This window comes from Dokdonia sinensis (genome assembly GCF_003688895.1).
Taxonomy (GTDB): Bacteria; Bacteroidota; Bacteroidia; order Flavobacteriales; family Flavobacteriaceae; genus Dokdonia; species Dokdonia sinensis.
Window position 1 is genome coordinate 39,269 of record NZ_REFV01000002.1, and the last position, 16,084, is coordinate 55,352.

Here is a 16,084-nt window from a genome sequence, read left to right on the forward strand (position 1 = left end):
TAAAATTAATGTTAATTAAATTGTTGAGAACCTCTAACAGAAATTCCAAAAATCCCTCTTAATAAATATGATCTTTACTCTTGCATAAGAATAAAACATAATTGGGGCACTATGGAAATTACTCACATCGTAAAGCGAAATTTCAAGACAAAATCTTTTCACCTAGACAAAATCACTGAAGCAATTCTTAAAGCAATGACCGCCGTAAACCGCGGATCTCACGAGGATGCTCAAAACATTGCTATAGAAGTATATAAAGTACTTCTGCAACGCAAGGAGAGAGATGCAGACTATATTCCTACCATCGAAGAGGTGCAGGATATTGTTGAGACGAAGCTTATGGAGGGTAATTTCCCAGAAACCGCAAAAGCTTACATCCTTTACCGTAACAAGAGAGCGCAGGAGCGCAAGACAGATATTTTTGAAAAGCGTATCAGTCTTAAACCTTATGAGTATCCTCAGTTGTATGAATACGTTCCTGCAATTCGTCACTCGTATTGGATCCATACAGAATTTAACTTTACTAGCGATATACAAGATTTTAAATCTAGACTTACGACGACTGAGCGTAGTGCGATAAAAAACACGATGCTTGCCATTTCTCAAATTGAGGTTGCGGTTAAGTCTTTCTGGGGAGATTTGTACCACCGTATGCCTAAGCCAGAAATAGGAGCGGTAGGATCAACCTTTGCAGAGAGTGAAGTGCGTCACGCAGATGCATATTCGCACCTTCTTGAGGTTTTAGGTCTTAATTCAGAATTTAAGGCGCTCAAGAAAAAGCCTGTGATTATGAAACGTGTGCAGTATCTAGAGACAGCCCTGCGCAACTCAAAAAGTGATGATAATAAAGAATATGCTGAGGCGGTATTACTGTTCTCTCTATTCATAGAGCACGTGTCTCTATTTTCTCAGTTCTTAATTATCATGGCATTTAACAAGCATAAGAATATGCTTAAAGGAATTTCAAACGTGGTAGAGGCTACTTCTAAGGAAGAGCAAATACACGGAGATTTTGGGATAGACCTTATTAAAATACTACAAACCGAACATCCAGAATGGTTCACACCAGAGTATCACGAGAACATTAAGCAATTATGTAAAGACGCTTTTGAGGCAGAGGGAGATCTTGTAGACTGGATTTTTGAAGAGGGAGAACTAGATTTCTTACCGAAAGCAGTTGTAAACGAATTTTTAAAGAATCGCTTCAACAAGTCTCTTGAGAGTATCGGTATCGAGAAAGTTTTCGAAGTAGACGAAGCACTTGTAAACGAGACAGAGTGGTTTGATGATGAGATTATAGGAACTAAGCACGGCGACTTCTTTGTAAAGCGCTCTGTAAATTATAGCAAAAGAACACAAAGTATAACCAGCGACGACCTTTTTTAGACCATGCAAAAAGAAAAAACCACATTACAAGACCAGCAAAAAACAACTCCTAACCAGGATTTAGTAACCGCAAGAAAAGAGGCGTTATCACAAGCAAATGAGTCAGGCTCAAACAGCTTTGAGTGGCTCAATGAGAACAGTCGCAAGTTTTTAGAAGCAGGATACCTTACCGAAGGTGTTTCTCCAGAGCAGCGCATACGTGAGGTGGCAGAGCGTGCTGAAGAAATTCTGAAAATTCCTGGATATGCAGATAAGTTTTACCACTATATGTCTGAGGGTTACTACTCGCTGGCATCTCCAGTATGGTCTAACTTTGGGAAAAAGCGTGGGTTGCCTATCAGTTGTTTTGGTTCACACATAAGTGATGACATAGGAAATATTCTTTTCACCCAGTCTGAGGTGGGGATGATGTCTAAGTTAGGGGGAGGAACTTCTGGTTACTTTGGTAAAATACGCCACAGGGGAGCGCCTATCCGTAATAATGGAGAAGCTTCTGGTGCAGTACACGTAATGCGCCTTTTTGAATCTATGGTAGATGTCGTGAGTCAAGGATCTGTACGTCGTGGTCGTTTCTCACCATATTTACCTATAGATCACCCGGATATTATGGAATTCTTAGAAATAGGAAGCGAAGGAAACCCTATCCAAGAGCTCACACACGGAGTTACCGTGACAAATGCGTGGATGGATGAAATGATTGCTGGCGATGTGCAAAAAAGAACCGTTTGGGCAAAAGTACTCCAGTCTCGTGGTGAGATGGGATACCCGTATGTATTCTTTACGGACAATGCAAACAATGGCGCTGCAGATGTATATCAAGACAAAAATCACCCTATATACGCAAGTAACCTCTGTACAGAGATTATGCTTCCGTCTAATGATGATTGGTCATTTGTTTGTGTACTTTCTAGTATAAATGTACTTCACTATGATAAGTGGAAGGATACAGATGCCGTGGAGACGATGATCTTCTTTTTAGACGCGGTAATTACTGAGTTTTTGGAAAAACTAGAATCATATAAAGAATCAGAAAGTAGAGAAGACCGCCAGACGTTCCTCTTTATGGAGCGTGCTTATAACTTTGCTAAAGAAAATAGAGCCTTAGGATTAGGTGCTTTGGGATGGCATTCTCTTTTACAATCTAAAAAACTTGCTTTCAACAGTCAGCAGTCTTATGACTTGAATAGTGAAATCTTTAGAGAGATTAAAGAACGCTCTTATAAAGCTTCTGAGGAGCTTGCAGGAATGTTTGGAGAACCAGAAGTGCTCAAGGGTTACGGAAGAAGAAATACAACGCTTAACGCAGTTGCTCCTACAACGTCATCTGCATTTATTTTGGGTCAGGTTTCGCAAGGAATTGAACCTATCTGGTCTAACATTTACGTAAAGGATATTGCAAAAATCAAGACCACAATAAAGAATCCATATCTTGTAGAGTTGTTGCAAGAAAAAGGAATGGATACACCAGATGTGTGGCGCGATATACGTGACCGCGATGGTTCAGTACAGCACGTAGACTTCTTAACAGAAGAAGAAAAAGCAGTGTTTAAAACGTACTCAGAGATTGATCAGATGGATATTATCTATCAAGCTGCAAACCGTCAAAACCACATTGACCAAGGGCAGTCTGTAAATATCATTGTCCATCCAGATATGCCTACAAAAGAGGTGAACAAGCTTCACGTTACCGCCTGGAAACTGGGATTAAAATCACTGTACTATCAACACAGTATGAACGCCGCTCAGAAGTTCAAGCAAAAGAAAGATTGCGCGAGCTGTGAGGCATAAAAAGTTTTTTTAAGTGTTAAGGTAACCCCGTTAGATTTTTATGATTTAATGGGGTTCTTTTTTAAGCTATATTGGATGGTTTGACAATTCAAGTTGACCCCCAAACAATCGCAAACAGATTCACCTATTAAGATAGAATTGCTTAGGCAAAGTGTTTCATAAAGAAAAAAACACGCCCTTTTCCATACCTTTGCAGCAAAAATAAAACTTATGGAACCTCGCGTACCAAGCGATTCAAAAACGATACTTACTGACCTTGTGCTACCTAGTGAGACAAACCCATTGGGAAACCTTTTTGGAGGAGAATTACTAGCTCGTATGGATCGAGCGGCTAGTATTGCTGCAAGACGGCATTCTAGACGCATAGTCGTAACTGCTTCTGTAAATCACGTAGCCTTTAATAGGATGATTGCTTTAGGAAGTGTAGTCACTGTAGAGGCTAAGATTTCTAGAGCTTTTAAAACATCTATGGAGGTAGTTATAGACGTTTGGATAGAGGACCGTGAAAGCGGCTTAAAATCACAAGCAAATGAAGCAATATATACTTTTGTTGCGGTAGATGAGCAAGGACTACCTGTACCAGTACCTCAAGTAGTTCCAGAAACAGATTTGGAAAAAGAACGATTTGAAGGAGCACTAAGAAGAAAGCAACTGAGTCTCGTGATTGCAGGAAAAATGAAGCCAGCAGATGCTACAGAGCTCAAAGCTCTATTTACAGAATAAAAAATGCCGACAGAAATGTCGGCATTTTAATGTTAAGTGTATAAAGGTTTTACCATTTTTCGATCTCATTCTTGAGATCTTCTTTGGCTTTTCCTGTTTTCTCTTGAAGACGACCTAGCATTTCGTCAAATTTTCCGTCTGCAAATTTGGTGTCATCATCAGTTACTTTTCCATATTTCTGTTTGAAATCTCCTTTAATCTGATTCCATTTTCCTTCTAGCTCTGTGCTGTTCATAATATCTGTTTTTTAGTTATATCTAAAGATACCATAAAGAACTATTGAAATGGTTTAAAGAAATATTAAAGAATCTGAGTTTGATGTTATAATTTTCACAATAAAGAATTTAGAGTTTCACTCACTTCATAAAACAAAAAAAATCCGTTAAGAAACCTCAACGAATTTTTAAAGCTTCAATCCATCTCACAGCTGTGAGTGATTGTGGAGAATACCGGATTCGAACCGGTGGCCTCTTGACTGCCAGTCAAACGCTCTAGCCAACTGAGCTAATCCCCCATTTAAAGTAATTTCGCTTTCGCGAAAGCGAAAAAACCTATTCTTGAACTCTCAATATTAAAAGCGGTTTTGAAGTAAAGAATTCCTTTTTCAAAACTACATTTTTTTCCCAAAGCTTTTTGAAAAAACCACGTTTTCTTCGCACCACACAAACCATATCAGGATTGATGTTCTGAAAATGCTCAAGAACACCCTGATAGGTGGTTGCATTAGAGGTCGTTGTATAAGAACTACTCATCGCTTTTAGATCTTCACTTAAACCTTGCATCTCTTCAGTACTCTCTGGAGTATCTACGTGAAGGAGATGTACCTCTGTACCAAAATGTTTTTGGATTTTGCGCAAAGGCTCCAGCTGTTTTTTCTTATCAAAATTTCCGTTCTTAAAAGCCATTAGGATTTGAGAGGGCTCGGAAAACGCCTCGTTGTCAGGGACTATAAGCACGGGAATATTAGTTCCTTTTACAAGTTTTCCTGTTGTATTTCCCAAGTAAACTTCCTCTCGTATAGAATTACTGCGTGGCGACAACACCATCAGGTCCACAGGAACGTGCTTATTAAAACGCTCTACACCATCTACAACACCGCCTTTTATGGGGTGTGCGACTACAGAAACGCCTTTGTGGTCTACTTTGCTTACCACCTCGTCTAATCGGTTTTCTGAGTCTTCCTTTAGGATAGTGTTGAGTTTTGTGGCACTACCCGCTTTTGAGAATTCTTGGAAAACAGAAATGACATACACATTTGCATCTACTAGCTGTGCGAGATCTATAGCATATTGTAGTGTGTTTACAGCACCTTTTGAAGAACCTATAGGAACGAGAATATTTTTCATCTGGAAAAGATTATGTTACTTTCGACAGCAAAAATACTTTATATCTGTGATTGTACCCGCACAAATGTCTGAAATCCCTGAAATTCTATCTCTTACAAGAGCGTGCGCAAGAGAAATGATAGCCCGCAACATTTATCAATGGAACGAGCATTACCCCACCCAAGAGGCCTTTGAAAATGATATCGCACGCAAAGAACTCTATGTGCTTAAAGAACAAGAAAGTATCATAGGAACACTCGTAATCTCAACATTTAAGGATGCCGAGTATGATGATATCCAGTGGCTCACTCCAGATGGAAAAAACCTCTACATTCACAGGCTAGCGGTACATCCCCAGCATCAGGGACAGGGAAACGCACATATATTAATGGAGTATGTTTACGCTTTCGCGAAAGCAAAAAAAGCAACCTCCATACGTCTGGACACTTTCTCCCAGAACAAACGCAACCAAAAATTTTATGAAGGGTTAGGCTTCCAAAAGCTGGGAAACATCTATTTTCCTAAGCAGAGTGAGCATCCATTTTATTGTTATGAGCACGTCTTGAGTTAGTTTGCGGGTATGATGTAGATCTTGATTCCTAGCGCAATCTGACGTATGACATAAGACTAAGGAAATAATGAAAAGCTTTGATTTTTGCATTGAGCTTAGTCCTACGTCCTATGTCAACCTAGCGCAGCGCAGGTCGTTCCTACGTCCCTTAAAACCCTACCTTTGCACCTTCTAAAAAACCACAACCTTTGTCTAAAATAGATATTTCCTTTAAACGTATCCAGCAACTGGCGATACCAGCAATAATTGCAGGAATAGCAGAGCCTATCTTGTCGAGTACAGATGCCGCGGTGGTCGGGAATATGGAAAACTTTAGTACAGAATCTTTGGCAGCAGTAGGGATTGTGGGATCGTTTCTTTCGATGCTTATTTGGATTTTAGGACAGACACGTAGTGCGATTTCGGCAATCGTATCTCAGAATCTAGGTGCGGGAAAAATAGAAGACATTAAAGTCCTCCCAGCACAGGCAATTTACTTTAATATTCTCTTGAGTCTTATTGTGTTGGGCGGAACTTACTTTGTTGTTGAGGAAATCTTTATTTTGCTCAATGCCTCAGGAATGGTCTTAGATCTGAGCATAGACTACTACAACATTCGAGTTTGGGGATTTCCACTCACCTTGTTCACATTTGCCGTATTTGGGATATTTAGAGGGTTACAAAATACGTTTTGGCCTATGATCGTTGCCATCATAGGGGCTGGTCTAAACATCGGACTGGACTTCCTGCTCGTCTATGGAGTGGAAGGGTTTGTACCAGCAATGGCCGTAAAAGGTGCTGCCTGGGCGAGTTTAATTTCTCAGGGCGTTATGGCTTTGCTAGCGATGATACTCCTGCTTGTGAAAACTGATATTTCACTACATTTACGCTTTCCGTTGCATCCAGAGATAAAACGATTAGTTTCTATGAGCGCAAACCTTTTTGTGCGCTCCTTTGCACTTAATGTTGCGCTAGTTCTCGCTGTAAGAGAAGCTACTGACATAGGAAACGCAACGGTTGCCGCACACACCATTGCGGCTAACATTTGGTTATTTACCGCATTCTTTCTGGACGGCTATGGTGCCGCCGGAAACCTATTAAGCGGTCGCCTCTTAGGCGCAAGGGATTATACAACGCTCTGGGAACTCACAAAAAAAGTGGTGGGTTACAACTTTATTGTGGCACTAGGATTAATGATAATCTGTGGGCTGTTATATTATCCCCTGGGGAGAATTTTTAGCAACGAGCAAGAAGTTTTGCACGTGTTTTACAGCGTTTTCTTTGTAGTCATCTTGATGCAACCTATAAACGCACTTGCTTTTACACTGGATGCTATTTTTAAGGGATTAGGAGAAATGGGATGGCTTAGAAATACGTTGCTCATTGCAACTTTTATAGGTTTTGTCCCCACCTTATACTTAGGAGATTATTTTAGTTGGGGAATTATAGGGATTTGGATTGCCTTTGTGGTCTGGATGCTTTTTAGAGCACTGGCGCTTATATACTTCTATCGTAAGAAGTATTATAGGCTGGCGATGAATTGCTCAGATAGTTGAAGGAATGGTTTTTATTTCTTTTTACAAATAGTTCCCTCTTGTATAATATCCTTATTGTCCTTTACGGTCATCCTAGCAACATAAAGCATACAGTTTCCATTTATACTTTTATTTTCAACAACGATGCCACCAGCATTATTAATGATTTGCTGGGTTTCGTTTAATTTCATTCGAGTCGTATCAAAAGTCAGATTATATGAACATTCGTCTATCCAAGAGATATTTTCGTAGATAGCATTACCATTATTGGCTTTGTTTTTCCACTCTGTTTGACTTCCTAACTCGCGATAAACAATGTATTGCTCAACATTAGGTTCAAGGCTCGGAATGTAAAACTCTCCTGTTTTAAAATCTTTGCAAGTCAGATCCGGCACACATGAAAAGCACCAAATAAGCATTAGAGAGGATAAAAGATACTTGATTTTAAAACTCATAAAATTGAAACAAATTACTCCTCCATCTTTTCAACAACCTTTTCCTCCCCTAAACTAAGCTCCTGTAATTGCTTATCTTCTAGGATTTTTCCCAGGTAAACAATTTTACACTTTTCAAAGGACTTTAGTTCAAGTTCCTGTACAAAAGAGCTTATAATATCGATGGTACCATCTTTTTCCTTTACAAACAGAGGCACCATATCCTCGTCTTTGGCGATAACCTCAGAGATCTTACGATAATCGTCTGCCGAGTTGATCTCTATTTCATTAATTGAAGGATAATTACGAGTAACTTCTGTCATACTGATAAAATCATCTGTGGCAGAGAATAATCCTTCTTTAGGAACCTGTGCTGCATTATCCATTTCTCGTTTTGAAATCAAGCGATATGCTCCGTTTTCTCCAAACTGTTGTCTAAATCGGTTGATGGAGTATTTGTTGATTTCGCTATTTCCAGTAAGAGACATTAAATAGCCTATATCGTTGAGTTCTATATCTGCCGTGAGATCGTCGGAGTAAATATTGGCTTCCATAGAGGTAAGACCAGCTTCTTTTGCAGTACTCACATTATTTGTGTTACTATCCAGCAGTACCACGTGACGTCCATTTTTTTGTAAATACTTTGCGATAAGACGAGGCATTTCTGATGCGCCTATGATTAGGATGCCTTCAGATTTAGTGAGGAATACGCCTACCATTTTGGCAAAAATCCGCGCCGTGGTTGCATTGAGTAATACGGTGCCTAATACAATCATAAAAACAAGAGGCGTAATATATTCTGCGCCAGGTTCTCCTTTTAGAAGAAGCTTAGACCCAAAAAGCGAGGCAATACCTGCCGCCACGATACCACGAGGCCCGACCCAACTTATAAAAAGCTTTGCGTTGAGCTGTAAGTCAGACCCGTATGTACTTAAGAACACACCGATGGGTCTAATGACAAATACTACCACTAGAAAGAGAACGGCCGTTTCCCAGCGGTACAACAGTTCAAGATCTTCTAGATTCATATTTGCAGACAGCAGTATAAATAATACTGAAATAAGTAACACAGAAAGAGATTCTTTAAAGTAGAGAAGCTCTTTGATGTTAGGAAGGTTTGTGTTACCGAGCACCATTCCCATTACCACAACAGCAAGAAGTCCTGACTCGTGTGCAAACTGGTCTGACATCACAAAAACGCCTAGCACAGCGGCTAGAGTAAATACGTTGAGCAGGTAGTGAGGAACAAGTTTTTTCTTAACAATAAAAGCGAGCGCGTGGGCAAAAGTAAACCCAAAAGTACTCCCGAAAAGTACAATCTTCCCAAACTCAATAAGCGCAGTCTTCGTAAAGGCCGCACCTTCTCCTACGCTTATAAATTCGTATACTAATACGGCAACGAGCGCCCCTATGGGATCAATTAAAATCCCCTCCCATTTTAATACCGTAGAAATATCTTTTTTTAACGGCACATTCCTGAGAATAGGCGAGATTACCGTGGGCCCCGTAACAATTATAAGTCCAGAAAATAACAAAGAAATCTGAAGGCTTAATCCAAAAATCCAATACGCGGCTAGACCTGCTCCCACAAAGGTTACAAGACTCCCTATAGAGATAAGCTTTGTGATTACGGGACCTACATTTCTTATTTCATCACGTTTGAGCGTAAGTCCACCCTCAAAAAGAATGATGGAAATCGCTAGTGACACAAACCAATACAAACTTTCACCAGGAAAAAGACCTTCCTCGCCATTCCAGATAGGCTGTATCCACTTCGTACCATCCTCAGAAATTAACGTTGAAATAGGCCCTACAAAAAGTCCGATGAGCAAGAGGGGCAAAATAGCAGGGAGCTTGAGTCTCCAGGCGGCCCATTGTGCAATAATTCCCAAGATGATAATTCCGGCGAGTTCTAACATTGGTCTTTAGTTTGGTTGCGATATTAGTCTTTTTCTGCTATTTCGGTAATTCGTGAAGTTACAAATCTTTGTTAAAAAGGAAGCGCACTGCCCTGCTAAAAAGCGCATTTTCGTTATTTTGCAGGGATTTTTACGGGAGAAAACAAAGCCTTTTTTTTGGATGTTTTTTACGCTTTCGCGAAAGCGTATTAAAAAAGAATAAAACCACACGCTCAAAAACGCTCCCTTTAAGTCCATAAAGCCTATGACGATTTACCCGATAGAAGCAGGAAATTTTAAGCTTGATGGCGGCGCGATGTTTGGCGTGGTGCCTAAATCTTTATGGACCAGAACGAATCCCGCAGACGCTCATAATATGATCGATATCGCCGCAAGGTGTATGCTCATAGAGGACGGTGACAGGTTGATTCTAATTGATACGGGGATGGGAAACAAACAATCTGAAAAGTTTTTTGGATATTATCATCTGTGGGGAAATCATTCCATAGACGCTTCTTTAAAAAAGTACGGTTTCCATCGCGATCAGATTACAGATGTGTTTATGACGCACCTCCATTTTGATCATTGTGGTGGTTCAGTGCAATGGAATAAGGACCACACGGGATATGAACCAGCATTTAAAAATGCAACGTTCTGGACAAATGAAAATCACTGGAAATGGGCCACACAGCCTAACCGTCGCGAGAAAGCATCTTTCTTAAAAGAAAATCTGTTGCCTATGGAAGAAAGTGGGCAGCTTAAATTCATATCAAGAGAGGGGGGTCAGTTTCAAAAAAGATCGGAGTTGGATTTCGGCATCTTTTTTGCCGATGGGCATACCGAAAAGCAAATGATTCCGCATATCACATACCAAGATAAAACTATCGTTTTTATGGCAGATTTACTGCCTACAGCGGGACACTTACCATTACCATTTGTGATGGGGTATGATACGAGACCTCTGCTCACACTAGATGAAAAAGAGATTTTCCTAAATACAGCGGCAGATCAAGGCTACTATCTCTGGCTTGAACACGACGCACACAATGAAATCATTACCGTACAACAAACAGAAAAAGGTGTACGTCTTAAAGATACTTTTACTATAAACGAAATATTTTAAACTTAACTTATGAAATTACATACAGCAAAATCATTGATGATACTCGCGGCAGCCACAGCGCTGTTTACCGCTTGTGACTCTGCAGCTCCTCTGGTAACAGTTCCTGTGGAAAATGTGGACACAAATCCGCTTAAGATAGGATCACTCTCCGAAGCCGAAGAAAAAGCCTGGAGTTATAAAGATCTCGTGTCAGATACCATTCCAGGAATGAGTGTAGAGAAGACCTACGCAGAGTTACTTCCAGGAAAATCTGGATCAAAAGTAATTGTTGCGGTAATTGACAGTGGGGTTGATATTAACCACCCAGATCTCAAAAATAAAATCTGGACAAACCCAAAAGAGATTGCGGGCAACGGGAAAGATGATGATAACAATGGATATGTAGATGACATCCACGGTTGGAACTTCTTAGGAGATATCGAGGAAGAGCACCTAGAATTTAGACGTATCATCCGTCGCTACGATGCGCAGTTTAAAGGAAAGACAATTGCAGATGTTCCTGCAAATCAAAAAGAAATCTTCCAAACGTATAAAAAAGCACTTGCAGAGCACGAAGAAAAAGTGACGGAGGTGCAACAAACAAAGCAGCGTTATGATCAGATTATGGCGCAACTTAACAGGTCACACCCTGCCGTTGTTAAAGAACTAGGAAAAGAAGATTATAGCGCAGAGGAGCTTAAGGGAATCAAAAACCCAGATGCTGAGATGCAAAACCACATAGGCTTTCTATCTCAAATGCTCAACTACGAGGAGACCATTCCTAAATTTATTGATGTTTTACAAAAGGAGATAGATAAATTCAGCGATCAGCTAAGCAATAACTTTTTCTTAGATAAGGATTACAGAACGGTATTAGGTGACGATCCTTACAATTGGAACACTCGCGGTTACGGAAACAACAATGTCATAGGCCCAGACCCTGAAGGCGCCCGTCACGGGACGCACGTGGCTGGTATCATTGGAGCACAACGTGATAACGGTATCGGGATGAATGGTGTTGCAAATGATAACATTCGTTTGATGGTACTGCGTGCTGTGCCAGACGGAGATGAGTATGATAAGGATATTGCACTCGCCATACGATATGCAGTGGATAATGGAGCAAAAGTGATCAACACTTCGTTCGGAAAATACTATGCTCAAAACCCGGAGTGGGTTTATGAAGCGATTGAGTATGCTGCAAAAAATGATGTACTCATCGTAAACGCAGCAGGTAATGAAGGGCTTTCACTAGACGATCCTACAAACAGAGTTTATCCTAACGATCAGCTTGATAACGTAACCGAAATGGCAGACACGTTCCTCACGGTAGGTGCAATAGGGCCTAAATACGGAAGTGATGTCGTTGCCTCTTTTTCAAACTACGGGAAGTCTAATGTAGACGTTTTTGCACCAGGAGTAAAAATTTGGGCAACGACACCTAATAATACCTATTCTTTCTTACAAGGAACGTCTATGGCGTCACCTAACACGGCTGGTGTGGCAGCAATGTTGCGCAGTTATTACCCTAACATCAAGGCAAATAGAATCAAAGAAATCATTATGAAGAGTGGTTTAACAACGGGAACTTCGGTTGTTGTAGGGGGTGATCCTGCAAATAGCGCAAAGTTCAGCGCGTTGTCTAAATCGGGAACGATGGTAAATATGTATAACGCCTTTAAACTGGCATCTTTACAGAAATAAAAAATGAATAATCTAATTAAAGTAGTTGCGGTGGTGGTTTTTTTCGCTTTCGCGAAAGCGGACTCATACGCACAAAACAATACCGCATACTGGCAACAACACGTCGATTACAAGATGGAAATCGACATGGATGTGAATAATTACCAGTACGACGGAATTCAGAAATTGGTATACACAAACAACTCACCGGACACGCTGGACAAGGTATTTTATCACCTTTACTTCAACGCTTTTCAGCCTGGAAGTGAGATGGACGTGCGTTCTAGAAACATTGCAGATCCTGACGGAAGAGTAAAGGATCGCATAAGCAAGCTCAAGCCAGATGAAATCGGTTTTATGAGAGTAAACAGTTTAAAGCAAGACGGCAAACCGTTGCAATATGAAGTTGCCGGAACCGTACTTGAAGTTAAACTTGCGACACCTATTGCGCCTGGACAGAGCGTTACTTTTGATATGGATTTCAAAGGACAGGTTCCTGTGCAGATCCGTCGCAGTGGCCGTAACAATGCCGAAGGCGTAGCGCTCTCAATGACACAGTGGTATCCTAAAATGGCCGAGTATGATTTTGAAGGCTGGCACGCACATCCTTATATCGCTCGCGAGTTTCACAGCGTTTGGGGAGATTTTGACGTAAAAATCACCATTGACGGGGATTATACTATAGGTGGGACAGGATACTTGCAGAATAACAATGAAATAGGTCACGGCTATCAAAATGAAGGGGTAAAACCTGGAAAAATGAAAAAAGGAAAGCTCACTTGGCACTTTCTTGCGCCTAATGTGCACGATTTTACGTGGGCTGCAGACCCAGATTACATACACGATAGACTTACTGCAGACAATGGTGTTGAATTGCATTTCCTCTACAAGCGTAATCCAGAAATTGCCGAAAATTGGAAAAAACTTCAGCCCAAAACGGCGGAGCTTTTAACGTACTTTAATGAGCACGTAGGAGAATATCCGTACAAGCAATACTCCGTGATACAGGGCGGAGACGGCGGTATGGAGTATGCGATGTGTACTCTGATAACAGGCGAGCGTAATTTTGACAGCCTCTTTGGAGTAACTGCTCACGAGATGGCGCATACTTGGTTTCAGTTTTTGCTAGCCTCTAACGAGGCAAAGCACGAGTGGATGGACGAAGGATTTACTTCATACATATCCTCTATGGCCGAAGATGAGATAATGAATAAAAATGCAAATAATCCGGTTGCAGGTTCTTATAACGGATATTATAGATTAGTCGCCAGCGGTTTTGAACAACCACAAACCACTCACGCAGACCGTTACGAGCGCAACTTTGCCTATGGCGTAGCCGCATATAGCAAAGGATCAATTTTCTTGAGCCAACTAGGATACATTATCGGGAAGGAGAATCTGGACAAGACTTTGAAAAAATATTTTGATGATTTTGCTTTCAAACATCCTACGCCAAACGACATCAAACGTACAGCTGAGAAAGTTTCAGGAATGCAATTAGATTGGTACTTACAAGATTGGACGCAAACTACAAATACCATAGACTACGCCATAAAAGGAGTAGAGGAGAAAGACGGAAAAACCGAAATTACCTTAGAGCGTATTGGACTTATGCCTATGCCTATAGATTTATACGTAAAAATGGGCAACAAGGACGAGTCGTATTACATCCCATTAAGAATGATGCGCGCCGAAAAGGAAAACCCTACGCCAAACGTACCGAGAACACAACTGGAAGATTGGCCGTGGACAAATCCTACGTACACTTTTACAATAGACGCTCCTTTGAGCAAAATTGATGCCCTGATGATTGATCCTACAGGATTAATGGCAGATATTAATCGCGAGAATAATATGTGGAAGAAGTAATTTTAGGATAACGCTTTCGCGAAATTTTAAGAAACCTCAGTACATAAGTGCTGAGGTTTTTATTTGAATTCAATTAACCACCAATTTCCAGCAATTCATCCCACTGCGTAGTAAACCTCGGACTGCGCTCCTCTTTAATGAGCTCCCATTGCTTTTTACTAACTTTTGTGCCACTTCGGCCGGAGCTTATGGTGGCTTTTCCGTAGCGGTTATTTATGGAATCTACGGTTTTGACCAGCGCATCACTTTTAGAAGTACAAGGCATAAAGAGATTACCTTGAATCTCATCTTCGGGGACGATGCCAAGCAGATTTACACCTACTTTCTTATAGCGATATCCTTCCTTGTATATCTTTTTTAAGGCGCTTTTCCCTTCTTTGATTAAAGTAAACGTATTGTTTGTGGGAATGGGAAGGTTTATGGTGACCTTATCTGCGTACTGGCTGTCGTAAGCGCTGTGATAGTTGGTCGTAAGAAATATTTGCAAGCAAGAAGTGGCGCAACGTTGCGCACGCAGGACTTCGGTGACCTCGGCGATGTAGTAGGCGCAGGCTTCTTCTATGGTGCTGAGGTCGGATAGTTTCTTACCAAAGGACTTTGCCGTCCCTATCCCCTTTTTCTTTCGCGGAAGCGTTTCAAAAGCAATACAAGATTTTCCATTGAGTTCGCGCCATAATCGTTCTCCCACCACAGTCATTTCCTTGCGTACCCACGTAACCGGAAGCTTGCTAAACTGATAAGCATTATAAACCCCTATGGATTGAAGGCGCTGTTGGTGTTTTTTACCTAGTCCCCAAATATCTTTCACTTCTGCCCATTGCAACGCCTCGATGCGGTCTTCTTCGGTTTGCAGGACACATACGTGATTGTATCTAGGGATTTTTTTGGACATTCTGTTAGCCAATTTTGCCAGCACTTTGGACGGCGCAATACCCACACCTACAGGAATTCCCGTGAGGCGATATACGCGCTCTTTAATTTGCTTTCCATAGTCTTCCAAGTCCAGATGTGTGAACCCTTCCAGATTAAGAAAAGATTCATCAATACTATAGACTTCTACATCTGGCGAAAATTCCCGCAGGACATTCATCACACGTTTAGACAAATCTCCATACAGCGTGTAATTGGAAGAAAAGGTTGTCACATCATTGGCCTTAAGAATATGTTTAATCTTAAAAAGTGGTTCTTTATAATTGATGTGGGTTAGGGCTTTGGCCTCGGCATTTTTGGCAATGATACAGCCGTCATTGTTGCTCAAAACAGCAATAGGCCTCCCTTTGAGGTCAGGCCGGAAGACCTGCTCACAAGAAGCATAAAAGCTATTACAATCTACCATTGCTATCATTGCGGTTTGTGTATGATATAGTTAATGACACCCCATAGTTCAAACTCAATGTCAATGAGCTCGCTGTATCGCTTCACTTGAAATTCCTTTTCAATAATAGCCAGCACGAGCGCATTTGCCGTAGGGGTTATAGAACGGTCTACGATGAGTACATCGTTTTTGTGAATATTGAAATCTTTCCAAGCTTCCCCTTTGACTCTAATAAAGAACGTAGCATCTGCACAATTGCTCAGCGCGCGGTTAAGGTCTATGGTGGGCTCCAGATAATGCGTGGCAGGACTGGGAAAACCCGTTTGCATAGAGATGTTCCCGCCATAATTTGCTTTGGCGCGTTTAATCTTAACGATTTCGAGTTCTTCCATAGTTCAAAATTATAGGAAATATTCCGAATAATTGCGTTTTTTCCAACATTTGATGCGCTGTTTTCACTCATAAGAACAATTCTC

General features: G+C 40.9%; 14 protein-coding genes and 1 tRNA gene. 8 read left to right on the top strand and 7 right to left on the bottom strand.

Features of this window, described 5'->3' with window-relative positions; translation table 11 throughout:
• The first annotated feature begins 111 nt into the window (after nt 1-111).
• The 3 genes from EAX61_RS02200 (at nt 112) to EAX61_RS02210 (ending at nt 3,897) form a co-directional block, all read left to right on the top strand.
• Entirely contained in the window at nt 112-1,386 is a 1,275-nt protein-coding gene (locus EAX61_RS02200) for a ribonucleotide-diphosphate reductase subunit beta (protein ID WP_121916029.1), read from the top strand.
• A 3-nt stretch (nt 1,387-1,389) separates the two neighbouring features.
• Nucleotides 1,390-3,174 (top strand): ribonucleoside-diphosphate reductase subunit alpha, encoded by a 1,785-nt coding sequence (locus EAX61_RS02205; protein ID WP_121916030.1) that lies wholly within the window; start codon nt 1,390-1,392, stop codon nt 3,172-3,174.
• Between the two features lie 210 nt (nt 3,175-3,384).
• The gene (locus tag EAX61_RS02210; RefSeq protein WP_121916031.1) at nt 3,385-3,897 is read left to right on the top strand and encodes an acyl-CoA thioesterase; all 513 of its coding nucleotides are present in this window, start codon (nt 3,385-3,387) and stop codon (nt 3,895-3,897) included.
• A gap of 49 nt (nt 3,898-3,946) precedes the next feature.
• Here the strand turns inward: EAX61_RS02210 and EAX61_RS02215 are convergent, their stop codons facing one another.
• The 3 genes from EAX61_RS02215 to EAX61_RS02225 form a co-directional block, all read right to left on the bottom strand.
• Nucleotides 3,947-4,132, bottom strand: coding sequence for a CsbD family protein (locus tag EAX61_RS02215; RefSeq protein WP_121916032.1), 186 nt, complete (start codon nt 4,130-4,132; stop codon nt 3,947-3,949).
• Nucleotides 4,133-4,337: 205 nt separating this feature from the next.
• Nucleotides 4,338-4,411: transfer RNA gene (locus EAX61_RS02220), tRNA-Ala, on the bottom strand.
• A gap of 37 nt (nt 4,412-4,448) precedes the next feature.
• A complete protein-coding gene (locus tag EAX61_RS02225) occupies nt 4,449-5,243 on the bottom strand; it encodes a universal stress protein (protein WP_121916033.1) in 795 nt (264 codons plus the stop codon).
• A 46-nt stretch (nt 5,244-5,289) separates the two neighbouring features.
• Here EAX61_RS02225 and EAX61_RS02230 point away from each other — a divergent pair, with 46 nt between their 5' ends.
• Together EAX61_RS02230 and EAX61_RS02235 are read left to right on the top strand one after the other, a co-directional pair.
• A complete protein-coding gene (locus EAX61_RS02230) occupies nt 5,290-5,793 on the top strand; it encodes a GNAT family N-acetyltransferase (protein ID WP_121916034.1) in 504 nt (167 codons plus the stop codon).
• A 188-nt stretch (nt 5,794-5,981) separates the two neighbouring features.
• Nucleotides 5,982-7,328 (top strand): MATE family efflux transporter, encoded by a 1,347-nt coding sequence (locus EAX61_RS02235; protein WP_121916035.1) that lies wholly within the window; start codon nt 5,982-5,984, stop codon nt 7,326-7,328.
• An 11-nt stretch (nt 7,329-7,339) separates the two neighbouring features.
• On the opposite strand, the gene EAX61_RS02240 is transcribed toward EAX61_RS02235, so the two are convergent.
• A complete protein-coding gene (locus tag EAX61_RS02240) occupies nt 7,340-7,702 on the bottom strand; it encodes a hypothetical protein (protein WP_147448318.1) in 363 nt (120 codons plus the stop codon).
• Nucleotides 7,703-7,776: 74 nt separating this feature from the next.
• A complete protein-coding gene (locus EAX61_RS02245; protein ID WP_121916037.1) occupies nt 7,777-9,660 on the bottom strand; it encodes a cation:proton antiporter in 1,884 nt (627 codons plus the stop codon).
• Between the two features lie 244 nt (nt 9,661-9,904).
• Here EAX61_RS02245 and EAX61_RS02250 point away from each other — a divergent pair, with 244 nt between their 5' ends.
• Genes EAX61_RS02250 through EAX61_RS02260 form a run of 3 tightly spaced genes read left to right on the top strand, consistent with a single transcriptional unit; the run spans nt 9,905 to nt 14,293 of the window.
• Nucleotides 9,905-10,762, top strand: coding sequence for an MBL fold metallo-hydrolase (locus EAX61_RS02250; RefSeq protein ID WP_121916038.1), 858 nt, complete (start codon nt 9,905-9,907; stop codon nt 10,760-10,762).
• A gap of 9 nt (nt 10,763-10,771) precedes the next feature.
• Nucleotides 10,772-12,445, top strand: a complete 1,674-nt coding sequence (locus tag EAX61_RS02255; RefSeq protein ID WP_121916039.1) for a S8 family peptidase — start codon at nt 10,772-10,774, stop codon at nt 12,443-12,445.
• Between the two features lie 3 nt (nt 12,446-12,448).
• Nucleotides 12,449-14,293, top strand: a complete 1,845-nt coding sequence (locus tag EAX61_RS02260) for a M1 family metallopeptidase (protein WP_121916040.1) — start codon at nt 12,449-12,451, stop codon at nt 14,291-14,293.
• Between the two features lie 73 nt (nt 14,294-14,366).
• Here EAX61_RS02260 and EAX61_RS02265 read toward each other — a convergent pair whose 3' ends face one another.
• Nucleotides 14,367-15,638: a Y-family DNA polymerase gene (locus EAX61_RS02265; RefSeq protein WP_121916041.1), complete on the bottom strand. Its 1,272-nt coding sequence runs from the start codon at nt 15,636-15,638 to the stop codon at nt 14,367-14,369.
• The gene (locus EAX61_RS02270; RefSeq protein WP_121916042.1) at nt 15,635-16,000 is read right to left on the bottom strand and encodes a S24 family peptidase; all 366 of its coding nucleotides are present in this window, start codon (nt 15,998-16,000) and stop codon (nt 15,635-15,637) included. Before EAX61_RS02270 ends, EAX61_RS02265 begins: the two co-directional genes overlap by 4 nt.
• Nucleotides 16,001-16,084 lie beyond the last annotated feature (84 nt).